Origin of the sequence: Streptomyces sp. NPDC096176 (assembly GCF_044763255.1) — a bacterium.
Lineage (GTDB): Bacteria > Actinomycetota > Actinomycetes > Streptomycetales > Streptomycetaceae > Streptomyces.
In genome coordinates this window covers 512,128-535,349 of the sequence record NZ_JBIWFV010000004.1, presented here as the reverse complement: position 1 = coordinate 535,349, position 23,222 = coordinate 512,128, and the positions used below count along the sequence as shown (strand labels likewise).

Genomic DNA, 23,222 nt, shown 5'->3' with positions numbered 1-23,222 from the left:
AAATCGCTCATCTGAGCGCACCCCCTATCAGGGGTGGCGAGAATCACGCCGCTCGAGGCGGCAGAATTCCATCATCCGGACCCATCGGCGGTCGTCAGCCGCCTGACGTGTCCAGTTCCGCGTCGGCGCTGATGCCGGCGCAGTCGTACGGATCCCTCAGCCAGCCGTCGGGCAGTACGACCCGGTTGTTCCCGGATGTCCGCCCGCGCGGGCCGTCCGCGCCCGTGGGCCACGACTGCTCCAGATCCAGCGCGCTCAATTGAGCGCCCAGCTCGTCCAGCGACGACGTGATCGCCAGCTTCTTGCGCATGTCGGAGCCGACCGCGAAACCCTTCAGGTACCAGGCCACGTGCTTGCGGAAGTCGATCACTCCGCGCGACTCGTCGCCGATCCACTCCCCCAGCAACGTCGCGTGCCGCAGCATCACGTCCGCGACCTCACGCAGCGTCGGCTGCGCGGATTCCCCCGTCCGCCCCTCGAAGGCCGCCATCAGGTCTGCGAACAGCCATGGCCGCCCGAGGCACCCGCGGCCCACGACCACCCCGTCACAGCCCGTCTCGCGCACCATCCGCATCGCGTCGTCCGCCGACCAGATGTCGCCGTTGCCGAGCACCGGGATCTCCGGGACGTGCTCCTTGAGGCGGGCGATCGCGTCCCAGTCGGCCGTGCCGCCGTAGTGCTGCGCCGCCGTGCGCCCGTGCAGCGCGATGGCCGTGACGCCCTCCTCGACCGCGATACGGCCGGCGTCCAGGTAGGTGATGTGGTCGTCGTCGATGCCCTTGCGCATCTTCATGGTGACCGGCAGGGCGCCGGCGTTGGACACGGCCTCGTGCAGGATCGCCCGCAGCAGCGGCCGCTTGTACGGGAGGGCGGAGCCGCCGCCCTTGCGGGTGACCTTGGGCACCGGGCAGCCGAAGTTCAGGTCGATGTGGTCGGCCAGGTCCTCGTCCACGATCATCCGCACGGCCTTGCCGACGGTGACCGGGTCCACCCCGTACAGCTGGATCGAACGCGGCGTCTCCGTCTCGTCGAAGTGGATCAGCTGCATCGTCTTCTCGTTGCGCTCGACCAGCGCCCTCGTGGTGATCATCTCGCTGACGAACAGCCCCTTCCCGCCGCTGAACTCACGGCACAGCGTGCGGAAGGGGGCGTTCGTGATACCGGCCATGGGCGCGAGAACCACCGGCGGCTGCACCGCGTGCGGGCCGATCCGGAGGGCGTTCGTGGAGGCGGGGGCGAGCGTGGTCATTCGCCCATTGTCGCGCACCGCCGGGCTCGGCTGTCGGCCACGACCGGCTCCGGGACGCACGAGGGCCCGGACCGCCTCTGCGGTCCGGGCCCTGGTGTGCTGCTGTTGCTCAGGCCTGGCCCTCCTGCGGGGCCGCGGTGTCCGCCTGGGGGGCGGCCTCGTCGCCCTGCGGCTGGTCCTCCGACTTGCCCTGAGCGCGCTCGCGCATCTTGCGCAGCAGCTCCTGCTTCTGGTCGGCGGCGGCCTTGCGGCTGGCGTTACGGGTGGGGCCGTTGCCCTGCTGGTCGGCGCGGGACAGCTTCTTGCGCTGTCCGCCGACGCCGAGGAGGTTGTTCCGGCTCTTGGCCATGGGGCTCTCCCATATGTGGTGAGAAGTGACTCGGGAAACGTCGGACGGGGGCGGAAGACCGCCGCCCTCTCACTCGTAGATCTGGAAGAACGAAGACATGCCGGAAACGCTACCGTGCCGGACGGGACGATGACACCAGGTTTTCGGGCGTGGTCACATGGACGAGCGTCGGCCACGGGCTCGACCGGTGCCGCGCGGCCGTACCGGCCGCAGGAGCCCCGGCCTCAGGAGCCCCGGCCTCAGGAGCCCCGGCCTCAGTAGTCCCGGCCTTAGTAGTCCCGGCCTTAGTAGTCCCGGCGCGTTCAGCTGCCCCAGCGCCTCAACCGTCCTGGGCCGTCGGGTCCACCGTCGCCTGATGCGCCTCCGCGAGGTGCTCCTCCGCCTTGAGCCACGGCAGGAACTGCGCGTTCTTGCGCCAGTCGCAGGTGCTGCAGGTCAACTGCCGCTGCACGCCGGCCTTTTTGACCTGCACGACGTGTTCCCGCCCGTGCTGGTCCCATCTGGCGACCTTGCTGGTGGTCATCGACGGCATGTGCGCCTCCTCTGCCCGGCCGAATCCGGAACGGCGTGGGCCCAGTGTGCACGAAGCCCCCGGTCCCGTTACCCGGAACCGGGGGCTTCGAACGCCACGGGGCTCAGCAGCCCAGCAGGCGGCTGCCCAGGTAGCCCTGGATCTGGTCCAGCGAGACGCGCTCCTGCTTCATGGTGTCGCGCTCGCGCACGGTCACCGCGTTGTCGTCGAGGGTGTCGAAGTCCACGGTGACGCAGAACGGGGTGCCGATCTCGTCCTGGCGGCGGTAGCGGCGGCCGATGGCGCCGGCGTCGTCGAACTCGATGTTCCAGTTCTTGCGCAGGTCGGCGGCGAGGCCCTTGGCCTTCGGCGAGAGCTGCGGGTTGCGGGACAGCGGCAGGACGGCGACCTTGACGGGCGCGAGGCGCGGGTCGAGGCGCATCACAGTGCGCTTCTCCATGACGCCCTTGGCGTTGGGGGCCTCGTCCTCGTTGTAGGCGTCGAGGAGGAAGGCGAGCATGGCGCGGCCGACACCGGCGGCGGGCTCGATGACGTACGGCGTCCAGCGCTCGCCGGCTTCCTGGTCGAAGTACGACAGGTCCGTGCCGGAGGCCTTGGAGTGCGCGGAGAGGTCGTAGTCGGTGCGGTTCGCGACGCCCTCGAGCTCGCCCCACTCGCTGCCGCCGAACTGGAAGCGGTACTCGATGTCCGCGGTGCGCTTGGAGTAGTGGGAGAGCTTCTCCTGGGGGTGCTCGTACCAGCGCATGTTCTCCTCACGGAGACCCAGGTCGCGGTACCAGTTCCAGCGCTGGTCCATCCAGTACTGCTGCCACTCCTCGTCCTCGCCGGGCTTGACGAAGAACTCCATCTCCATCTGCTCGAACTCACGGGTGCGGAAGATGAAGTTGCCCGGAGTGATCTCGTTCCGGAAGGACTTGCCCATCTGCGCGATGCCGAACGGCGGCTTCTTGCGCGAAGTCTGCTGCACTTGGCCGAAGTTGGTGAAGATGCCCTGGGCGGTCTCGGGACGCAGGTAGGCGACCGAGCCGGAGTCCTGGGTGGGGCCGAGGTGGGTGGCGAGAAGGCCGGAGAACTGCTTGGGCTCGGTGAAGGTGCCCTTGTTGCCGCAGTTGGGGCAGTTCAGGTCGGCGAGGCCGTTCTCGGGGAGGCGGCCATGCTTCTCCTCGTACGCCTCCTCGAGGTGGTCGGCGCGGTAGCGCTTGTGGCAGGAGGTGCACTCGGTGAGCGGGTCGGTGAAGGTGGCGACGTGGCCGGAGGCCTCCCAGACCTCGGTGGCCAGGATCACCGACGAGTCAATACCGACGACGTCCTCACGCGAGGTGACCATGTAGCGCCACCACTGGCGCTTGATGTTCTCCTTGAGCTCGACACCGAGCGGCCCGTAGTCCCAGGCGGCCTTCTGACCGCCGTAGATCTCGCTGCAGGGGTAGACAAAGCCACGGCGCTTGCTCAGGTTGACGATGGTGTCGATCTTGTCGGCGGCCACGGTGCTCTCTTCATTACGACGGCGACGAACGGCTAATGCTTCAGGTTACCGGCGGCCGCACCCCCCGGATCAAATCGGTGGGGTGATGGAGCCGACCACGGGGTTTATTGACAATCGTTTCCGATTTTGTTGAAAATGACTGTCATGAACGTACGACGCCTCATACCCACCGCCGCCACTGCCGGAGCGGTCGCGCTCGGCCTCATGGCCGTCTCCGCCTGCTCCACGCCCGACGCCTCCGGCGCCGACGGCGACGGCAAGCTCAAGGTCGCCGCGTCGTTCTACCCCATGCAGTATCTCGCCGAGCAGATCGGCGGCGAGAACGTCTCCGTCACCGCCCTCACCAAGCCGGGCGTCGAGCCGCACGACCTGGAGCTCAAGCCCCGCCAGACAGCCGAGCTGAACGACGCCGGTCTGATCCTCTACCTCAAGGGCGTCCAGCCCGCCGTGGACAAGGCCATCGAGGAATCGACCGCCGACCACAAGGTGGACGCCGCCACCCTCACGAAGCTCGAGCACCACGGCACGGAGGGCGGCCACGACCACGGGCACGACGAGGGCCACGAGGAGGCCGGGCACGAGGAAGCCGGGCACGAGGAGCACGAAGCGGAGGCCGGCGCCGACCCGCACATCTGGCTCGACCCCGTGAAGTACGCCGAGGTCGCCAAGGGTGTCGGCGCCCGGATGGAGAAGGCCGACCCCGAGCACGCCACGGACTACAGGAAGAACACCGACGCGCTCGTCGCGAAGCTCACCACCCTGCACACCGACTTCGAGCAGGGCCTGAAGAACGCCGCCACGAAGACGTTCATCACCACGCACTCCGCCTTCGGCTACCTCGCCGAGCGCTACGGCCTGGACCAGGAGGGCATCGCGGGCGTCGACCCCGAGTCCGAGCCCAGCCCGGCCCGTATCAAGGAGCTCCAGACGATCGCGAAGAAGGACAAGGTCACCACCGTCTTCTTCGAGACGCTCGCCAGCGACAGGACCGCCAAGACCCTCGCGGCGGACACCGGCCTCAAGACGGACGTCCTCGACCCGCTCGAGGGAATCACCGACAGGTCGAAGGGCGATGACTACATCGAGGTCATGCGGTCCAACCTCGCCGCGCTGCAGAAGGCACTCGGCGCCAAGTGACGCAGTCCCAGGAGAGGCGGCCCCCCATGAGCAGCGAGCCTGTCATATCCGTCCGCGGAGCCCGGGCGACGCTCGGCTCGCGCCCCGTCCTGCGCGGCGTCGACCTCACCGTCCAACGCGGTGAGGTCGTCGCCCTGCTCGGGGCCAACGGCTCCGGCAAGTCCACCGCCGTGCGGTCCGTGATCGGCCAGGTGCCGCTCACCGAAGGCCGGGTCGAGCTGTTCGGCACCGAGCTGCGCCGCTTCCGGCAATGGGCACGGGTGGGCTACGTCCCGCAGCGCACGACCGCCGCGAGCGGTGTGCCGGCGACCGTGCGGGAGGTCGTGGCCTCCGGCCGCCTGTCACACGCCCGCTTCGGCCTGCCCTCGCGGGGCGACCGGGCGGCTGTGCAGCGCGCCATCGAGCTCGTCCGCCTGGGCGACCGCGCCAAGGACTCGGTGAGCGCCCTGTCCGGCGGGCAGCACCAGCGGGTGCTGATCGCCCGCGCGCTCGCCTCCGAGCCCGAACTGCTGATCATGGACGAGCCGATGGCGGGCGTGGACCTGGCCAGCCAGGACGTGCTGGCAGGGACGCTGCGCGAGCAGGTCGCCGCCGGGACGACGGTGCTGCTGGTGCTGCACGAGCTGGGCGCGCTGGAGCCGCTGATCGACCGAGCCGTGGTGCTGCGCGACGGCTGCGTGGTCCACGACGGGCCGCCGCCGGAGGCGGTCGGACAGCACGCCCTGCCCGGGCACGACCACGTACATCCGCATGCGGCCGACGAGCCGCTCCGCACGGGACTGCTGACATGACCCTGGAAATGCTCGAGACGCCGTTCATGCAGCGGGCGCTGATCGCGGCACTGCTGGTCGGCATCACCGCCCCCGCCGTCGGCATCTATCTGGTGCAGCGCCGGCAGGCGCTGATGGGCGACGGAATCGGCCACGTCGCGATGACCGGCGTGGGTCTCGGCTTCCTGCTGTCGACCAACCCCATTTGGATGGCGACGCTGGTCTCGGTGCTCGGCGCCGTCCTGATGGAGCTCATCCGCACTTACGGCCGCACCCGCGGCGACATCGCGCTGGCCATGCTGTTCTACGGCGGCATGGCGGGCGGTGTGCTGCTGATCGAGCTGTCGGGGAGCGGGTCCACGGCGAACCTCACCAGCTACCTGTTCGGCTCCCTGTCCACGGTTTCCGCGGAGGACGTGTGGGCGATCGTGCTGCTCGCGGCGTTCGTCGTCCTGGTGTCGGTGGGGCTCCGCCGGCAGCTGTTCGCGGTCAGTCAGGACGAGGAGTTCGCCCGTGTGACGGGCCTGCCGGTGCGTGCGCTGAACCTGCTGGTCGCGGTGACCGCCGCGGTCACGGTCAGCGTTGCCATGCGCGTGGTGGGACTGCTGCTGGTCAGCGCCCTGATGGTGGTGCCGGTGGCCGCCGCGCAGCAGATCTCGCGGTCGTTCAGGGCGACGTTCGCGCTGGCGGTGGGGATCGGTGTGGCGGTCTCGCTGACCGGAATCACCACGTCCTACTACCGGGACGTGCCGCCCGGCGCGACGATTGTATTGCTCGCCATCGCCGTGTTCGTCGCGCTGACCGCGCTGGCCGCACCGCTGGCGCGGCAGCGGGCAAAGGCTGCGAAGATCGGCGGGGCGACCGGGCAGAGCGCGGCGGAGTGCGCGGCGGGCGTGCCGGGCAGCCGACGCCCCGAGGACGACGTCCGGGTCTGAGCACGGAACAGGCCCGCACGGCCCGGCCCCCGGGCCTGGCACAATGGCCCGACATATGTGCGGGCGAAGCGAGGAGGCACCTGTGACCACGGCGCCAACCGGCGGGAACACCGCCCCGGTACGAGGCCGGTCGACCCGGCAGCGTGCCGCGGTGGCGGCGGCGCTCGACGAGGTGGACGAGTTCCGCAGTGCGCAGGAGCTGCACGACATGCTCAAGCACCGCGGCGACTCGGTGGGCCTGACGACGGTCTACCGCACGCTGCAGTCCCTCGCCGATGCGGGCGAGGTGGACGTGCTGCGCACCAGCGAGGGCGAGTCGGTCTACCGGCGCTGCTCCACCGACGACCACCATCACCACCTGGTGTGCCGGATGTGCGGCAAGGCCGTGGAGGTCGAGGGACCCGCTGTGGAGCAGTGGGCCGAGACGATCGCCGCGCAGCACCGCTTTGTGAACGTGGCGCACACGGTGGAGATCTTCGGCACCTGCGAGGAGTGCGCGGCCAAGTAGGCGACCGGCGATACGGAAGGGGGCCCGCACCGGAGCGATCCGGTGCGGGCCCTTCCGTATCGGCGGCCGGCCGCACAGTTGCCCCGACCCCCTCTGGAGTGGGCTCGGGCCCTGTCCGTGAGCTCGGGCCCTGTCCGGGCTCAGGCCTTGTCGAGCACGGCCATGTCCGCCGGGTCCACGCCACCGAAGCGGCGGTCGCGGGAGGCGTACTCCACACAGGCGCGCCACAGATCGCGACGGTCGAAGTCGGGCCACAGCACGTCCTGGAAGACCATCTCCGCGTAGCTGCTCTGCCAGATCAGGTAGTTGGAGGTGCGCTGCTCGCCGCTGGGGCGCAGGAACAGGTCGACGTCCGGCATGTCCGGGTAGTACAGGTACTTCTGGAACGTCTTCTCATTGACCTTCGACGGGTCGAGCTTCCCCGCCGCCACGTCCCGCGCGATGGCCTGCGCCGCGTCGGCGACCTCGGCCCGGCCGCCGTAGTTGACGCAGAAGTACAGCGTCATCGCGTCGTTGTCGACGGTCTGCTCCTGAGCGACCTGGAGCTCCTGGACGACCGACTTCCACATCTTCGGCATCCGGCCGACCCAGCGGATACGGATGCCGAGCTCGTCCATCTCGTCACGCCGGCGCCGGATGACGTCCCGGTTGAAGTTCATCAGGAAGCGCACCTCGTCGGGCGAGCGCTTCCAGTTCTCGGTGGAGAAGGCGTAGAGGGAGAGGTTCTTGACGCCCATCTCCAGGCAGCCCTTGAGCACATCGAGCACGACGCCCTCGCCGACCTTGTGGCCTTCGGTGCGGGGCAGGCCGCGCTCCTTGGCCCAGCGGCCGTTGCCGTCCATGACGCACGCCACGTGGTTCGGCACCAGCTCGGCCGGGATCTTGGGCGGGCGGGCGCCGGAGGGGTGCGGCTCGGGGACCTTGTACTCGCGGCGGGACCGGCCCAGGATTCCGCGTCGTGCCATGCGGCTCACATCTCCTATTTCGCTACTTCTCTACGTACCTCAGGGAGCGCAGTCCGCGCTCCAGGTGCCAGTGCAGATACGCGGACACCAGTCCGCTGCCCTCCCTGACGTGGCGCGCCTCGCACGCGTCCGCCGTCGGCCAGTCACCGGTCAGCAGCGCGCTGAGCAGTCCGATGGCCTCCGCAGAGGGTACGACGCTGCCGGGCACCCGGCAGTCGCCGCATATGACCCCGCCCGCCGCGACGGAGAAGAACCGGTTGGGCCCGGGCAGTCCGCAGCGCGCACAGTCGTCGAAGCTCGGGGCGTAGCCGTTGACGGCGAGGGAACGCAGCAGAAAGGCGTCGAGCACCAGATGCGGCGCGTGCTCGCCCCGCGAGAGGGTACGCAAGGCGCCGACGAGCAGCAGATACTGCTGGACGGCCGGCTCGCCCTCATGATCGGTGAAACGCTCGGCGGTCTCCAGCATGGCGGTGCCGGCGGTGTAGCGGGCGTAGTCGGCGACGATCCCGCCGCCGTACGGGGCGATGGTCTCCGACTGGGTGCACAGCGGCAGCCCGCGCCCGACGAGTTCGCTGCCGCGCGCGAAGAACTGCACGTCGACGTGCGAGAACGGTTCGAGCCTGGCACCGAACTTCGATTTGGTGCGCCGCACCCCGCGCGCGACTGCGCGTACCCGACCGTGACCGCGTGTGAGCAAGGTGATGATGCGGTCCGCCTCACCCAGCTTCTGGGTGCGCAGGACGATGCCGTCATCACGGAACAGGCTCATGGCCCCATTCTCCCGTACCGGGGAGGGCCACCGGCCCCGGGTTCGTCGTGCCGTTCGTCATTGCAGGGGCAGCTCACGTCACCTCCCCCCCGGCTGCGGGCGTTCACATACGCCGTCGTCGCGCTGATCCGCTCTGCGGCGGTCGCGGGGCGCACCGCGTCGGGGGCGCATTCCCACTCGCGGCCGCCGCCGACGGGTTGAAGGCTCAGCCGCGGGCCCGCCTCGCCCATGAGCCGGCCCACGCGACCGGTGCGGGTGTCGACGACGTACGAGCCGATGGGCGGCACACCGGTCATGGCGCCTCGCCCCGCTTCCCTGGCAGGCCGGCCGCGATCAGGAGCGTGGTCCCGGAGCGTTTCAGAGCGACGCGCACATTGTTCACAGTTTCCTCGCCTGTGCCATGCACGTCACCGTGCTACGCGGTGCTTTCCCGTTGCCCGACATGATTTCCCTCTCTCGGCCAGGTTCACGAATCGCATTACGGCGGTGACGCTCCGCGAGTACTCTGATCAAGAGTGTGTCTGCTGCAACTGGGCTGCTGGACACGGGCGTTGAACCACAGCCAAAGCACTGGGGGAAGGCGCATGGCAATTGTTCGACGCGAAACCGCGAAGAAGCGGGGCGGGCGGGTGTTCTTATCCGCCCGGCACGTCTGCCAATTCGAACAGCTGATGAGCGGCGGGCGCATTTGTCGAGGCACCCCAAACCGACGGCATTGGCGAGCGACGGCCGTCACGCCCTGCGCGACGCAGCCGAGGGGCAGCGCGTTCATCCCTCTCCCCTCCCCCGAGAGCCGCTCATCAAGCAGGTCTTTGAGAGGGCATAAGCTTGCCTTATGAGGTCATAGACCAGGGGTGAGTACAAACTAAGGCTTGCCTTTGTTTAGGGTTACCGACGAGCCAGTTGTCGCCGCTCGAAGGGAACCTGTCATGCCCCGCCCCTTGCGGGTAGCCATCGTCGGAGCCGGCCCCGCCGGGATCTACGCCGCCGATGCGCTGCTGAAGTCCGAGGTGGCCGCCGCCGACCCCGGCGTGTCCATCGACCTCTTCGAGCGTATGCCCGCGCCCTTCGGCCTGATCCGCTACGGCGTCGCCCCTGACCACCCGCGGATCAAGGGCATCATCACGGCTCTGCATCAGGTGCTCGACAAGCCGCAGATCCGGCTCTTCGGCAACGTCGACTACCCGAACGACATCAGCCTCGACGACCTGCACGCGTTCTACGACGCGGTGATCTTCTCGACCGGCGCGGACGCCGACCGGGCGCTGAAGATACCGGGCATCGACCTCGACGGCTCGTACGGTGCGGCGGACTTCGTGTCCTGGTACGACGGGCACCCGGACGTGCCGCGCACCTGGCCGCTCGAGGCCGAGAAGGTCGCCGTGCTCGGCGTCGGCAATGTCGCGCTCGACGTGGCGCGCATCCTCGCCAAAACCGCGGACGAGCTGCTGCCGACCGAGATCCCGCCGAACGTCCACGACGGACTCAAGGCCAACAAGGCGCTCGAGGTGCACGTCTTCGGACGCCGAGGCCCGGCGCAGGCCAAGTTCAGCCCGATGGAGCTCCGCGAGCTGGACCACTCCCCCAACATCGAGGTCATCGTCGACCCCGAGGACATCGACTACGACGAGGGCTCGATCGAGACCCGCCGCGGCAACAAGCAGGCGGACATGGTCGCGAAGACGCTGGAGAACTGGGCGATCCGGGACGTCGGCGACCGGCCGCACAAGCTGTTCCTGCACTTCTTCGAGTCGCCGACCGCGATCCTCGGCGAGGACGGCAAGGTGGTCGGCCTGCGCACCGAGCGCACCGAGCTGGACGGCACGGGCAACGTCAAGGGAACCGGCGAGTTCAAGGACTGGGACGTGCAGTCGGTCTACCGGGCCGTCGGCTACCTCTCGGACGAGCTGCCCAAGCTGCCTTGGGACGTCGACTCGGGCACGGTCCCCGACAAGGGCGGCCGTGTGATCGAGGAGACCGGCGAGCACCTGCAGTCGACGTACGTCACGGGTTGGATCAGGCGCGGCCCCGTCGGCCTGATCGGCCACACCAAGGGCGACGCGAACGAGACGGTGTCCAACCTCCTCGCGGACTACGCGAACGGCCGTCTGCGCGAGCCGCTTTCGCCCGCTCCCGAGGCGGTCGAGACCTTCCTCACCGACCGGAACGTGCGCTACACGACGTGGGACGGCTGGTACCGCCTGGACGAGGCCGAGAAGGCCCTGGGCGTCCCGCAGGGCCGCGAGCGCGTGAAGATCGTGGAGCGCGAGGACATGCTCAGGGCGAGCGGAGCGTAGTCCGGGACCCGGGCGGTGCGAAGGGGCTCGGCGGCATCGGCCGCCGGGCCCCTTCGGCGTCCTCAGGAAGACGTCAGCACTCCATCGTCCAGGTGCGGGAGTCGCCGCTGTCGTTGCCCCAGCCGTGGGACGAGACCTCCTGGCCGGGTGCGAGGCAGACCGTGCCGAGTCGGACCGGCCCCGAGTTCTCGTAGACCTGAGGAGTCCTCGGGCCGGCGGGTGCCGGCGCCCTGAGGGCTCGGGGACGTCTACGGCTTGGGCACCGTACAGCCCGCCCGGTTGAGGTCGATGCGGCTGCCCGGACCTATGCAGGCGGCCAGGGTGTACGTCTGCTGGCCGTAGTTGATGCCCTCGCGCACCGTGACGGCGCCGTTCTCGTCGACCTCGCACGGGTTGTTGTCCGTGCAGCGCCCGCCGCTCTCGTTGCCGGTGTTGTTGACGGCGACGACCTTCCCGGTCGCGGTGTCGACGACCGGCGAGCCGGAGGTTCCGCCGATGGTGTCGCAGCTCGAGGTGTAGCGGACGGAGTCCTTCCAGGTCCAGGAGCCCTCCTTGAGGCGGTAGGCGAAGCCGTCGATGTCGCAGCTGTAGATCCGCTTCCAGTACCCGGAGACGACCTTGATGTCCGTGCCCTGCGCCGGCCGGGCGGCGTCGAGCTCCAGGGCCTTGATGCCGTAGCTCGACTCGATCTGGCCGTAGGTGCTGGTGAGTTGATACAGCGAGACGTCGGTGTCGGTCATCGTCCCGTACACGATCTTGGCTGCGCGGAGCGTGGCGACGCGTGTGCCCGCGGAGTTGAGCAGCCCGAAGCTCCGCGAGGAGGCGCGGTCGACCACGACCTGGCCGGGGGCCGGGAAGCCGGTCTCCAGGCAGTGGCCGTTGGACATGACGAGCGCCGGGTCGCTCGGCTGCGCGGCAGCGGTACGGACCACGGCCCCGGAGCAGTTGCTGAGCGCGACTGTGCCGGCGAAGTCCACCGCCCTTACGGAGGCGTCCGTTTCGGCGGCGACGGCCGGTGCGGCGCCCGCTCCGAGGAGCGTGAGCGTGAGCAGCGTGCCGGCGAGAGGCTTGTTCATGTGGGGGTCCCCTCAATGCGACGTGAGTGGCCGAAGCGACGAACTTCGACTTGTCATGTGCATTGTTGGGGTACGCCTCTGAGCCGACAAGGCACTGTTTTCGGCCGGCCCCCTTGAGCCGTGCGACCGGGCCGGTCAGACCTCTCCCGGACTCACCAGCCCCGACTCGTAGGCGACGATGACCAGTTGGGCTCGATCACGTGCGCCCAGTTTGCCCATGATGCGGCTGACATGGGTCTTGGCCGTCAGCGGGCTCAGGCCCAGTGACTCGGCGATCTCCGTGTTGTTCAGCCCACGGGCCACCAGCGTCAGGACCTGCCGTTCGCGATCCGTGAGCCCGTCCGGGCCCCCCGCCCTGGGCATCTGCGGGGCGCTGAGAACACGGGCGATCAGCCGCGACGTCGGGCCGGGCGAGAGCAGGGACTCGCCCGCCGCGACCGTGCGGATCGCCGCCAGCAGCTCCGCCGGCTTGGTGTCCTTGACCAGGAAGCCCGACGCACCGGCGCGCAGCGCCTCGACGATGTGCTCCTCGGTGTCGTACGTGGTGAGGACGAGGACCTTCACGCCCGCCAGATCGTCGTCGGCCGCGATCAGGCGGGTGGCCTCGATCCCGTCGAGTTCGGGCATGCGGATGTCCATGACGACGAGGTCCGCCCGTTCGCTGCGGGCCAGTTCGACGGCCTCCACGCCCGTGCCCGCCTGCCCGACGACCTCCATGTCGCGGGCCGACTCCACCAGCATCGCGAACGCGGCCCGCACCAGCGTCTGGTCGTCGGCGAGCAGGACACGGATCGGGTTCACGAAGTTCATACGGTGGCCTCCGACGGCTCCATGGGCAGAGTTGCGGCGACTTCGAAACCGGGTCGGTCGCCGCGCGGCCCCGCCGCCAGCGTGCCGCCCACACTGCGGGCCCGCTCGCGCATCCCGATGATGCCGAAGCCCGTGCCGGGCCGCTGCACCGATGCGTTCCCGTCATCGGTGACCGCGACCCGGAGGGCACCCGCTTCCAGGACCACCCTCACGGTGATGCGTACCCCTGCTCCCGCGTGCCGCACCGCGTTCGTCAGCGACTCCTGCACGATCCGGTACGCGGCCGCCTCCACGGCAGGCGGCATCGGGGCGTCCCCCGTACTCAGCGTCAATTCGGCGCCCGCCGTCCGCACGAGACCGGGGAGCGCCGCCAGGTCCGGCAGCGGACCGTCGCAGTCGGGTCCGTCGGCGCGCAGAACCTCCAGTGTGGTGCGCAGCTCGCCGCGCGCGGTGCGGCAGGTCTCCGCGATGTCGTCGAGCGCCTTGGCGATCGCGGCCCGGTCGAGCCGCTCGGGGTCGACGGTCAGGACATGGGACGCGACGGACGTCTGCACACCGATCAGGGTGATGGAGTGGGCGAGGAGATCGTGCAGATCGCGGGCGATCCTCAGCCGTTCCTCGGCGACCCGGCGCGCGGCCTCCTCCTCCCGGGTGCGCTCGGCACGTTCCGCGCGGCCCACGACGGACGCGATGTAGCGGCGATAGGTGCGTACGTCGACGCCGAAGACGAGGACAGCGAGGATCCAGCCGGAAGTGCGCAGCGACTCCAGGCCCTCGTGGGCACCGACGTTGAACGTGATCGTCAGGGTGACGCCCATGACGAGGCAGCCGACGAAGCAGGTGTAGAGCGGGCGCGCGGTCGCGGCCACGGTGTAGAGGGCGAGGAGGGAGGCCGGCACCGGCGCGGCATGGGTGTTGTCGAGCGCGTGGTACGGCCCGACGCACGCCAGGACGGCGACCAGGACATGGCTGGGGTGCGAGCGCCGCCACACCAACGGCACGACGCTCCCCGCAAGCAGCGCCCAGCCGAGGGCGTCGGGCCTGCGCCCGTCGTTGACGAGAAGCGCGAGCGCGACGGAAAGCGCCCCGACGGACGCGGCGATCAAGGCGTCGTTGCGTGTGCGGTGGGGGACGGCCAGCGGGTCGCGGCTGACGGCGTTGAGCACGCGCTCGCCGAGGCGGGGGCGGGTGGGTGGCTGCGGCACGGGTCCATCCTCGGGTAGCGGTTGCGATTTCCCCAGCCCCGTCCCCTCCCGAAACCGGTGGGCTCCGCCCCCGGACTCCCGCGTCGGGGTCGCCGGCGCGGCTGACTTGGTCAGCCCGTCCGGGGGTACCTCCCACGGCCGCCAAGCCGTGGGAGGAGATCGAGGACACCGCGCGAAGCGCGGTACGGGGCACGGGGCTTGCCCGCCACGCGGCGGAGCCGCACATCGAAACCGCGGAAAGCAGCGGGGTGGGGGAACAGCCCCGCAGGGCTACGAACGACGCACCGGCTGCGGCTCGCGCGCCCGCGCCACCAACCGCTCCGCCGGCGCCCGCCTGCTCAGCGGGCCCGGCCACCACACCCTCCGCCCCAGCAGCAGGCTCGCCGACGTCACCAGATACGTCCGGACCAGGAAGGTGTCCAGCAGGACGCCGACCGCGACGAGGAAGCCCATCTGGAAGAGCGGCACCAGCGGCAGGTTCATCAGGACGGTGAACGTCGCGGCGAGCACGATGCCCGCGGAGGCGATCACCCCGCCGGTGGTGCGCAGCGCGGTCAGCGCTGCCGCGGCCGGCTCCGCGCCCGACAGGGCCTCCTCGCGCATTCGGTGCATCAGGAAGATGCCGTAGTCGACGCCGAGGGCGACGAGGAAGACGAACGAGAGCAGCGGAATGCTCGGGTCGAGCCCCTCGAACCCGAAGACCGGCTCGAAGACGAGTCCACCGAGGCCCATCACCGCTCCCCACACCGCCACTACGGCCGCGGTGAGCATCAGGGGTGCGACCAGACTGCGCAACAGGAGGACGAGGATCAGCAGCACCGCGGCGAGCACGAGCGGGATGACTACCTTCTGGTCACGTGCGTTGGTGTCCGCGAGGTCCAGTTGCTGGGCGCTCGGCCCGCCGACGTGGGCGCCGTCGAGATTCGCCCTCAGCGCCTTGATGGTGGCCCTCTCGCCGGGTGTCTCCGGTGCGTCCTTCGCGAAGACGGTGATCTCGGTCCAGCCGTCTCCAAAGCGCACGGCGTGGGCCGCCGCCACGCCCTCGGTGCGGCGCGCCTCGGAGAGTGCCTCCTCCGCGGTGCCGGCGGGAGCGATGACGGTGATGGGCTGGGTGCTGCGGTCCGGGTACGCCTCGGAGAGCTGTGTCATCGCGGAGACGGACTCGGGCTGTCGGGTGAAGGTGTCCTCCTGGGCCAGGTTGCCCGGCAGGTTGAACGCGCCCAGCGCCAAGGCGCCCAGCAGCAGCACCCCGGATACGAGGACGACGGTGGGCCGGCGGCCGGCGGAGCTGCCCATCGCGGCGAACAGCGACCGGCGTTGCGAGACCTCGGAGCCGTACGCGGGAACGAGCGGCCAGAACACCCGACGGCCGAGCAGGACGAGAACAGCCGGGAGCAGCGTGAGCATGGCGGCCAGCGCGCACACGACACCCACGGCGCCGACCGGGCCGAGGCCGCTGGCGCTGTTGAGGTCGGCGGCGAGCAGGCACAGCAGTCCGGCGGCGACGGTGCCGGACGAGGCGAGGACGGCGGGGCCGCAGCCGCGCAGGGCGGCGAGCATCGCGTCGTGGGGTCGCTCGATGCGGCGGAGTTCCTCGCGGTAGCGGGCGACGAGCAGCAGGGCGTAGTCGGTGCCGGCGCCGAAGACGAGCACGGTCATGATCGCGGCGCTCTGGCTGGTGACGGTGAGATCGAAGCCCTGGATGAGGCCGTACACGAGCGCCCGGGACGCGACGGCCGCGAAGCCGACGACGGTGAGGGGGACCAGCCACAGGAACGGACTGCGGTAGGTGAGGATCAGCAGCACGGCGACGACAAGAACGGTCGCGATCATGAGGATGCCGTCGATGGTCTCGAAGACCTTCTCCATGTCGGTCTGCAGAGCGCCGGGCCCGCCGAGTTCGACCCCGAGTCCTTCGGCCGGGTCCGCGTCGAGCCGTTCGCGCACGTCGTCGACGAGCGCGGTGCGGGCGTCGTTGTCGGTGCCGGGCTCGGTGGTGGACAGCGGGTACATCAGCGTCGAGCCGTCCTTCGACGGGATGCCCTCGGGCGGGCCGCCGTCGAACCGGTGCGCGCCGGTGACGGTGTCGACCTGCCGCTGGGCGTGCGTCCGGTCGGCGGCGGTGAGTCCGCCGTCGCGGTGGTAGACGACGACCAGCTCGGTGGACTCCCCGCCCGGGAGCGCCTGTTCGATCCTGGCGACCTGGGTGGAGTCGGCGCTCGCGGGAAGGTAGTCGACGATGTTGTCGCGCTGAGCGTCGCCGAGTTTGCCCGCGAAGGGGGCGGCGAGGGCGATGACGGCGATCCACAGGACGACGATCGCCCAGGGCACGGCCATGCGGCGCGCGGTGGGCCTCGATGGCGGTGGTGCGGTCGCGGTCGGTGCGGGCCCCATGGGTGTCTCCCCTTCATCACGGGCGTCCGGTGACGGAATGCATCACCAGACTCCCGCCGACAAGGGGCGGTTTCGTCGCGCGCAGGGGCGAGACGGGGGCTACTGCGCAGGGTGGCCCGGCAGACTGCGTACTCCCCGGGGAGTACGGCGGTGGGAGCAGACCGCCCTGCTCAGAACGGCGTTCGCGCCGTCTCCAGAAGCCGCGTGGTGTCGTCGTCGCACAGCTGCAGCGCCGCGCCGACGGTGGTGAGGACCTCGCGCTCGGCCGGGGTGTAGGGACCGTCGGCGAGGGCGATCCGCGCGCCCTGCAGCAGGATCGACTCGCGCCCGGCCGGAGCCAGGTGGGGGGCGAGCGGTTCCAGTGCCTCATGGAGCTCGATGGCGAGCGCCGCCCCGTACGGCCCGGCATCCGCGACGTACCGTCCGGTGTCGGCGGCGAGCGCCTCGATCAGCGAGGTGAGCTGGTCCTCCGTGCAGTCGTCGAGCCCGGCGGCACGCACCGCGTGGACGGCCGTCTCGCGGACCGAGCGGGAGGAGGTGCCGCCGGAGGCGAGAACGGCGAGGGCGACGGTGTGCACCGCGTCCCTGAGCATCGCGGAGAAGCGGCCGGTGGTCGGATGGTCGAGGGCGTCCATGCCGAAGTGGTTGTGGCAGGCGGCGCATTCGACCACGGGTCCTGCGAGACCGCGCGGCAGCAGCGGCACTCCGAGGACCGTGAAGCGGCGCCGGCCCGTGCGACGCCGGTAGTTGCGGTCGCCACCGCATTCGGAGCAGAAGAACTCTCCGTCGCCGACGGTGCTCCAGGACGTGTGTACGCCGCATACCCGCAGTTTTCGGACGAACAATCCCCGGGCTGGCAGCACGTCGCACCTCCGTAATTCCCCCGTAGCCCTGCGGGCACGGGTGGTGCCCCCACGGCAACACTGCCGCGTTGACGTGATGTTAGCCACACGGATGATGTCGCGTCAGCACCCCGGCGCGAGTACGAATCGACATGGCCGATTCCGCTCCCTGGCACAGCACGTGCACAACACCGCAAAACGCCGGGCCCGCTCCGGATCGAGCGGGCCCGGCGATCGGGTCGGAAAACCGGCGGCGTACTAGCGGGCCGCGCGGTTGACGGCGGAGACGACCGCCTTCAGGGAGGCACGGGTGGTGTTGGCGTCGATGCCGATGCCCCACAGCACCTTGCCGTCGATCGCGCACTCGATGTACGAGGCGGCCTGCGCGGACGCACCCTCGCTCATCGTGTGCTCCTGGTAGTCCAGCAGGCGTACGTCGACGCCCACGGCGTTCAGCGCCTCGAAGAAGGCGGAGATCGGACCGTTGCCGGAGCCGGTCAGCACCGTCTCCTCGCCGTCGACGACCGCCTCGACGGCCAGCGTGTCGACGCCGTCCTTGTCGGTGGTGGTCTGGCCGGAGCGGATCTGGATGCGCCCCCACGGGTTCTCGGGGTTCGGCAGGTACTCGTCCTGGAAGACGGACCAGATCGCGGCCGGCGTGACCTCGCCGCCCTCGGTGTCGGTCTTGGCCTGGATGATCCGCGAGAACTCGATCTGCATCCGGCGCGGCAGCTCCAGCTTGTGGTCGTTCTTCAGGACGTAGGCGATACCGCCCTTGCCGGACTGCGAGTTGACGCGGATGACGGCCTCGTAGGAGCGGCCGACGTCCTTCGGGTCGATCGGCAGGTACGGCACGGCCCACTCGATGTCGTCGACACTCTTTCCTGCGGCGGCCGCGTCGGCCTCCATCGCGTCGAAGCCCTTCTTGATGGCGTCCTGGTGGGAGCCGGAGAAGGCCGTGTAGACCAGATCGCCCGCGTAGGGGTGGCGCGGGTGGATCTCCATCTGGTTGCAGTACTCGCTGGTGCGACGGATCTCGTCGATCTGCGAGAAGTCGATCTGCGGGTCGACGCCCTGCGAGAACAGGTTCATGCCCAGGGTGACCAGGTCGACGTTGCCGGTGCGCTCGCCCTGCCCGAACAGGCAGCCCTCGATACGGTCCGCGCCCGCCATGATCGCCAGTTCGGCGGCGGCCACGGCGGTGCCACGGTCGTTGTGCGGGTGGACGGACAGGCACACGTGCTCGCGCCGGGTCAGGTTGCGCGACATCCACTCGAACCGGTCGGCGTGCGTGGACGGCGTGGAGCGCTCGACGGTGGCGGGCAGGTTGAGGATGATCTCGCGGCCGGGGCCGGGCTGCCACACGTCGCAGACCGCCTCGCAGACCTCCAGGGCGAAGTCCAGCTCGGTGTCGGTGAAGATTTCGGGGCTGTACTGGTAGCCGAAGGCCGTCTCGGGGCCCAGCAGCTTGTCCGCGTACTCCATCACCAGGCGGGTGCCGTCGACGGCGATCTGCTTGATGTCGCCCTTCGAGCCCCGGAAGACGACCCGGCGGAAGGTGGGCGCCGTCGCGTTGTACAGGTGCACGGTCGCGCGCCTGGCGCCGACGATCGACTCGACGGTGCGCTCGATCAGGTCCTCACGGGCCTGCGTCAGCACGGAGATGGTGACATCGTCGGGGATCGCGCCCTCTTCGATGATGGAGCGCACGAACGCGAAGTCCGTCTCGCCGGACGACGGGAAGCCGACCTCGATCTCCTTGTAGCCCATGCGTACCAGCAGGTCGAACATCTCGCGCTTGCGCGCGGGACTCATGGGGTCGATCAGTGCCTGGTTTCCGTCGCGCAGGTCCGTGGACAGCCAGCGCGGAGCCTTGGTGATCCGCTGCTCGGGCCAGGTGCGGTCGGGGATCTCGACGGCCTCGTACCGGCCGTACTTGTGGATCGGCATGCCGGACGGCTTCTGGGTGTGCGTCCTGTTGGTGATCGGGGTGGGACGGCCGATCCACTGCGACTGAGACATTGCGTAGGGCTCCTCGGGTCCTTCGGAGAGGGACGGCCGACTGTGTCGAAGCAGCACCAGACTCCGCGGGGAGGGGGTCGGCCTACGACTACAGGCCCTCGCCGCGGCAGCTAAGAAGAAGCAGCCCGAAACGCATGATGCACAGCACACTAGCCGAGCCGCGGCGGGAGCGTGGGTCCCGTTTCAGTATGCGGGACGACCGAACGGTAACGGGCAAATGTGGCACATCACTCTATTTCATTAATCGGCGTCGCTTTCCGTGACAGGCATCTCACCCGGTGCCAGATTGCCGGACATGGATATCCCCTCCCACAACCCCGTCTTCTGCGGCATCGTGCCGCCGCACATCCTCGACAGGCTCGCCCGCGCCGACGACCCGGCGATCTCCGGCCCCGCCCGTCGCACCTTGCAGGCCGACGCCGCACAGCGCACCGGCCGCCGGCTGACGACCGTCGTCGGCGCCGCCACACGCGCGGTCGCGTCCCCGGCCGACGGACCGCGACGCACCGTCTACGACGCGCACAACGGCACGGCGCTGCCCGGCACCCGGGCCCGCGGCGAGGGCGAGGAGGCCGTCAAGGACTCGACCGTCAACCGCGCGTACGCGGGCCTCGGCGCGACCTTCGAGCTGCTGACCGCGTACGGGCGCAGCTCGATCGACGGGGCGGGCCTGCCGCTGGACGCCTCCGTGCACTTCGACGAGAAGTACGGCAACGCCTTCTGGAACGGCGAGCAGATGGTGTTCGGCGACGGTGACGGCGAGATCCTCGTCGACTTCACGGTCGCGGTCGACGTCATCGCGCACGAGCTGGCGCACGGCCTGACCCAGTACACGGCCAACCTGAGCTACTTCGGTCAGCCCGGAGCCCTCAACGAGTCGGTGTCGGACGTGATGGGCTCACTGGTCAAGCAGCGGACCCTCGGGCAGAGCGCAGAGGAGGCGGACTGGCTGATCGGTGCCGGCCTGCTCACCCCGCGCGTGAGCGGCGTCGCGCTGCGCTCGATGAAGGCGCCGGGTACCGCGTACGACGACGACGTGCTCGGCAAGGACCCGCAGCCCGCGACGATGGACGACTACGTCCGCACGGGCCGCGACAACGGCGGCGTCCACATCAACTCGGGCATCCCCAACCACGCCTTCTACCTGCTCGCCACCCGGCTGGGCGGGCGGGCGTGGGAGCGGGCGGGGCAGATCTGGTTCGACGTGCTGACCGGCGGCGATCTGCAGGTGGACGCCGACTTCGCGAGCTTCGCCCGCCTCACGGTGTCGGCGGCGCGTGCGCGGTACGGCGAGGGCCAGGAGTACGAGACGGTACTGAAGGCATGGTCGCAGGTCGGCGTGGACACGTCCGACTGACGTCCGGCGCGAGAGCGGGGAGTGCCATGCCGACGGGTCGCTCCCCCGGTGTCGCGCGGCTCCGTTCCGTACTAGAACGGGAACCATGCGTATCCAAGTAAGGCGTACGGGAGGATTCGCCGGGATCGAGCGTCTCGCCGAGGTCGACACCTCGGGGCGGGCCGATGCCGACGAGGTGCACGCGCTGGCCGAGCAGGCGGTCTCTGAGGGCAGGAAGACCCCGCCCATCGGGGTCCCCGACGGCTTCACCTACCAGCTCACGCTCGACGGGCGCACGGTCTACTGCTCCGACCCGCGGCTGACCGAGGCCCAGCAACATCTGATCTCGCTGGTGCTCAAGGAAGGGGCGTGACGGGGGGCCGTCTCCGAGCCCCCCGTCACCGGGCTTGGCCGGTCGTCCGGCTCAGAAACCCAGCTTCCGCAGCTGCTTGGGGTCGCGCTGCCAGTCCTTGGCGACCTTCACATGGAGGTCCAGGAAGACCGGCGTGCCCAGGAGCGCCTCGATGTGCTTGCGGGACTTCATGCCGACCTCCTTCAGGCGCTTGCCCTTCGGGCCGATGATGATGCCCTTCTGGCTGGGACGCTCGATGTAGAGGTTGGCGTGGATGTCCAGCAGCGGACGGTCTGCCGGGCGGTCCTCGCGCGGCAGCATCTCCTCGACGACCACCGCGATCGAGTGCGGCAGCTCGTCCCGCACGCCCTCCAGCGCGGCCTCGCGGATCAGCTCGGCGACCATGACCTGCTCCGGCTCGTCCGTGAGGTCGCCCTCCGGATAGAGCGGGGGGCTCTCCGGAAGCATCGGCACCAGCAGGTCGGCGACCAGCTGCACCTGCGAGTCGCCGACGGCGGAGACCGGCACGATCTCCGCCCACTCGATGCCCAGCTCCTTGCCGAGCGCGTCGATCGCGATGAGCTGCTCGGCCAGCGTCTTGGAGTCGACCAGGTCCGTCTTGGTGACGATCGCGACCTTCGGCGTCTTCTTGATCCCGGCCAGCTCCTTGGCGATGAACCGGTCACCGGGGCCGAGCTTCTGGTCCGCGGGCAGGCAGAAGCCGATCACGTCGACCTCGGCCCACGTGGTGCGCACCACGTCGTTGAGACGCTCACCGAGCAGCGTGCGCGGCTTGTGCAGCCCCGGGGTGTCCACCAGGATCAGCTGGGCGTCCGGGCGGTGCACGATGCCGCGCACCGTGTGCCGGGTCGTCTGCGGCCGGGTGGAGGTGATCGCCACCTTCTGGCCGACCAGAGCGTTCGTGAGGGTGGACTTGCCCGCGTTCGGGCGGCCGACGAAGCAGGCGAAGCCGGCCCGATGGGGGGCTTCAGGAGACTGGGTACGAGCGCTCATGGCGCCCATTCTCCCTGATGCCGGAGGCCCTCCGTCACGCGCCGCCGCCGGGTACGCGTCCGGGACGGCGACACGGCCCCGGAAGGGCCGCCCCGTTGGGCCCGTCAGCCTGCCGTGACCACGCCTTTGTCATGACGAGGGGCCTTGGGGCCGCCGTGACCGTGGCCGTCAGCCCGCCGTGACCGTGGCCTTCAGCCCGCCGTCCGGGCCCGCCAGCAGCACCGGGGTCGCGGCACCGCCCAGATCCCGTACCGCCGCGCGGTCATCGTCCGAGGCGGCATCGGCGTCGGAGACGACCGCGGCGGCCTCCAGCGACTTGGCGCCGCTGGCGACGGCCATGGCCACCGCGGTCTGCAGCGCGCTGAGCTTGAGCGAGTCCAGGGCGACGGTCCCTGCGACATAGGTGCGGCCGGTCTCGTCGCGCACGGCGGCGCCTTCGGCCACACCGTTGCGGGCCCGGGCGCTGCGCGCCAGCGTGATGATCTTGCGGTCCTCGGGGCCGAGGTCGGTGCTCTGCGTCATGCCTTGAGCATAGATCGGCACGGTGATGACCCCGCCACGGGACACATTGAGCCGCGCCGGCCCTCGAGGCTCGCCGGCCAGGCCAGTGTGGCCGCGCAGCCCCGGCGTACGGCGACGGGCGCCGCGTCCGGGAGCCCGCCTCGGCCGGGGTGATCCGGGCGCGTCTGCTCATCAGCAACTCGCGCAGCTCCCCAGGCGGTGCGCCTTCGCGGCGTCCTGCTCGGCCGACGTGGACACGTACTCCCCCTCTTCGCCTCCGGCGGTGGTGCGGCCGAGAGGAGACGTACCCGCTACGTCACGGTCGGTCCAGACGCAGCCGGTCCGCCCGCGGCAGCCCGGCCACCACCAGGTCGTACGAGTCCTCCACCAACTCCCGTACCAGCCGGGCCGGGAGCTCGGCCACCGTCACCGTGTTCCAGTGCCGCTTGTTCATGTGCCAGCCGGGCACGATCCCCGCGTGCTCCGCCCGGAGCTGCACCGCGAGGTCCGGGTCGCACTTCAGGTTGACCGTCAGCGGTGTGGCGTCCAGCGCGCTGAGGGCGAACATCTTGCCGAGGACCTTGAAGACCGACGCCTCTGGGCCGAACGGGAACTCCTCGACCGCCTCGTTGAAGTCGAGGCAGAACGCTCTCAGTTCCTTCGCCGACATGGC

Annotated in this window: 22 protein-coding genes and 1 pseudogene; 7 read left to right on the top strand and 16 right to left on the bottom strand. The window is 70.0% G+C overall.

The genetic code is table 11. From position 1 onward, the window contains the following. Positions 1 to 94: 94 nt before the first annotated feature. The 4 genes from dusB to ACIQ7Q_RS14125 form a co-directional block, all read right to left on the bottom strand. Positions 95 to 1,249, bottom strand: coding sequence for a tRNA dihydrouridine synthase DusB (gene dusB, locus ACIQ7Q_RS14140; RefSeq protein WP_403860200.1), 1,155 nt, complete (start codon positions 1,247 to 1,249; stop codon positions 95 to 97). Positions 1,250 to 1,358: 109 nt separating this feature from the next. Continuing rightward, a complete protein-coding gene (locus tag ACIQ7Q_RS14135; protein WP_403860197.1) occupies positions 1,359 to 1,598 on the bottom strand; it encodes a DUF6243 family protein in 240 nt (79 codons plus the stop codon). Positions 1,599 to 1,917: 319 nt separating this feature from the next. After that, a complete protein-coding gene (locus ACIQ7Q_RS14130; protein ID WP_403860194.1) occupies positions 1,918 to 2,130 on the bottom strand; it encodes a hypothetical protein in 213 nt (70 codons plus the stop codon). Between the two features lie 103 nt (positions 2,131 to 2,233). Further along, a complete protein-coding gene (locus tag ACIQ7Q_RS14125) occupies positions 2,234 to 3,616 on the bottom strand; it encodes a glycine--tRNA ligase (RefSeq protein ID WP_403860191.1) in 1,383 nt (460 codons plus the stop codon). 144 nt (positions 3,617 to 3,760) lie between these two features. On the opposite strand from ACIQ7Q_RS14125, the gene ACIQ7Q_RS14120 reads away from it, so the two are divergent. The 4 genes from ACIQ7Q_RS14120 to ACIQ7Q_RS14105 all read left to right on the top strand — a co-directional run bounded on the left by ACIQ7Q_RS14120 (position 3,761) and on the right by ACIQ7Q_RS14105 (position 6,966). Beyond that, the gene (locus tag ACIQ7Q_RS14120) at positions 3,761 to 4,753 is read left to right on the top strand and encodes a metal ABC transporter substrate-binding protein (protein ID WP_403860188.1); all 993 of its coding nucleotides are present in this window, start codon (positions 3,761 to 3,763) and stop codon (positions 4,751 to 4,753) included. Between the two features lie 26 nt (positions 4,754 to 4,779). Continuing rightward, positions 4,780 to 5,544 (top strand): metal ABC transporter ATP-binding protein, encoded by a 765-nt coding sequence (locus ACIQ7Q_RS14115; RefSeq protein WP_403860185.1) that lies wholly within the window; start codon positions 4,780 to 4,782, stop codon positions 5,542 to 5,544. Beyond that, positions 5,541 to 6,458 carry a metal ABC transporter permease gene (locus tag ACIQ7Q_RS14110; protein ID WP_403860182.1) on the top strand — a complete coding sequence of 306 codons (918 nt, stop codon included), beginning with the start codon at positions 5,541 to 5,543 and terminating at the stop codon, positions 6,456 to 6,458. Before ACIQ7Q_RS14115 ends, ACIQ7Q_RS14110 begins: the two co-directional genes overlap by 4 nt. A gap of 82 nt (positions 6,459 to 6,540) precedes the next feature. Next, positions 6,541 to 6,966: a Fur family transcriptional regulator gene (locus ACIQ7Q_RS14105; RefSeq protein ID WP_403860179.1), complete on the top strand. Its 426-nt coding sequence runs from the start codon at positions 6,541 to 6,543 to the stop codon at positions 6,964 to 6,966. Positions 6,967 to 7,106: 140 nt separating this feature from the next. On the opposite strand, the gene ACIQ7Q_RS14100 is transcribed toward ACIQ7Q_RS14105, so the two are convergent. The 3 genes and pseudogenes from ACIQ7Q_RS14100 to ACIQ7Q_RS14090 all read right to left on the bottom strand — a co-directional run. Further along, complete coding sequence (locus tag ACIQ7Q_RS14100) at positions 7,107 to 7,931, bottom strand: isoprenyl transferase (protein WP_403860176.1); 825 nt, start codon at positions 7,929 to 7,931, stop codon at positions 7,107 to 7,109. A 22-nt stretch (positions 7,932 to 7,953) separates the two neighbouring features. After that, the gene (recO, locus tag ACIQ7Q_RS14095; RefSeq protein WP_403860173.1) at positions 7,954 to 8,700 is read right to left on the bottom strand and encodes a DNA repair protein RecO; all 747 of its coding nucleotides are present in this window, start codon (positions 8,698 to 8,700) and stop codon (positions 7,954 to 7,956) included. Between the two features lie 86 nt (positions 8,701 to 8,786). Continuing rightward, positions 8,787 to 8,996: pseudogene (locus ACIQ7Q_RS14090) on the bottom strand (hypothetical protein); the annotation flags it as partial. A 633-nt stretch (positions 8,997 to 9,629) separates the two neighbouring features. Here ACIQ7Q_RS14090 and ACIQ7Q_RS14085 point away from each other — a divergent pair. Continuing rightward, entirely contained in the window at positions 9,630 to 10,997 is a 1,368-nt protein-coding gene (locus tag ACIQ7Q_RS14085; protein WP_403860170.1) for an FAD-dependent oxidoreductase, read from the top strand. 248 nt (positions 10,998 to 11,245) lie between these two features. On the opposite strand, the gene ACIQ7Q_RS14080 is transcribed toward ACIQ7Q_RS14085, so the two are convergent. The 6 genes from ACIQ7Q_RS14080 to leuA form a co-directional block, all read right to left on the bottom strand. After that, positions 11,246 to 12,073 (bottom strand): trypsin-like serine peptidase, encoded by an 828-nt coding sequence (locus ACIQ7Q_RS14080; protein WP_403860167.1) that lies wholly within the window; start codon positions 12,071 to 12,073, stop codon positions 11,246 to 11,248. A 135-nt stretch (positions 12,074 to 12,208) separates the two neighbouring features. Next, positions 12,209 to 12,883 carry a response regulator gene (locus tag ACIQ7Q_RS14075; protein WP_403860164.1) on the bottom strand — a complete coding sequence of 225 codons (675 nt, stop codon included), beginning with the start codon at positions 12,881 to 12,883 and terminating at the stop codon, positions 12,209 to 12,211. Next, a complete protein-coding gene (locus ACIQ7Q_RS14070) occupies positions 12,880 to 14,124 on the bottom strand; it encodes a sensor histidine kinase (RefSeq protein ID WP_403860578.1) in 1,245 nt (414 codons plus the stop codon). The genes ACIQ7Q_RS14075 and ACIQ7Q_RS14070 overlap by 4 nt, the downstream gene beginning before the upstream one ends. 234 nt (positions 14,125 to 14,358) lie before the next feature. Continuing rightward, a complete protein-coding gene (locus tag ACIQ7Q_RS14065; protein ID WP_403860161.1) occupies positions 14,359 to 16,425 on the bottom strand; it encodes an MMPL family transporter in 2,067 nt (688 codons plus the stop codon). 227 nt (positions 16,426 to 16,652) lie between these two features. After that, on the bottom strand, positions 16,653 to 17,345 hold the full coding sequence (locus ACIQ7Q_RS14060) for a TerB family tellurite resistance protein (protein WP_403860158.1): 693 nt from the start codon (positions 17,343 to 17,345) through the stop codon (positions 16,653 to 16,655). Between the two features lie 237 nt (positions 17,346 to 17,582). Next, entirely contained in the window at positions 17,583 to 19,346 is a 1,764-nt protein-coding gene (gene leuA, locus ACIQ7Q_RS14055) for a 2-isopropylmalate synthase (protein WP_403860154.1), read from the bottom strand. Between the two features lie 295 nt (positions 19,347 to 19,641). Here leuA and ACIQ7Q_RS14050 point away from each other — a divergent pair, with 295 nt between their 5' ends. Next, positions 19,642 to 20,703: a M4 family metallopeptidase gene (locus ACIQ7Q_RS14050; RefSeq protein WP_403860151.1), complete on the top strand. Its 1,062-nt coding sequence runs from the start codon at positions 19,642 to 19,644 to the stop codon at positions 20,701 to 20,703. 85 nt (positions 20,704 to 20,788) lie between these two features. Beyond that, positions 20,789 to 21,055, top strand: coding sequence for a protealysin inhibitor emfourin (locus ACIQ7Q_RS14045; RefSeq protein ID WP_403860148.1), 267 nt, complete (start codon positions 20,789 to 20,791; stop codon positions 21,053 to 21,055). A 51-nt stretch (positions 21,056 to 21,106) separates the two neighbouring features. On the opposite strand, the gene era is transcribed toward ACIQ7Q_RS14045, so the two are convergent. The 3 genes from era to ACIQ7Q_RS14030 form a co-directional block, all read right to left on the bottom strand. Further along, positions 21,107 to 22,048 (bottom strand): GTPase Era, encoded by a 942-nt coding sequence (gene era, locus ACIQ7Q_RS14040; protein ID WP_403860145.1) that lies wholly within the window; start codon positions 22,046 to 22,048, stop codon positions 21,107 to 21,109. A gap of 168 nt (positions 22,049 to 22,216) precedes the next feature. Then, entirely contained in the window at positions 22,217 to 22,570 is a 354-nt protein-coding gene (locus ACIQ7Q_RS14035) for a cytidine deaminase (RefSeq protein ID WP_403860142.1), read from the bottom strand. Positions 22,571 to 22,865: 295 nt separating this feature from the next. After that, entirely contained in the window at positions 22,866 to 23,219 is a 354-nt protein-coding gene (locus tag ACIQ7Q_RS14030; protein ID WP_403860575.1) for an MmcQ/YjbR family DNA-binding protein, read from the bottom strand. Positions 23,220 to 23,222 lie beyond the last annotated feature (3 nt).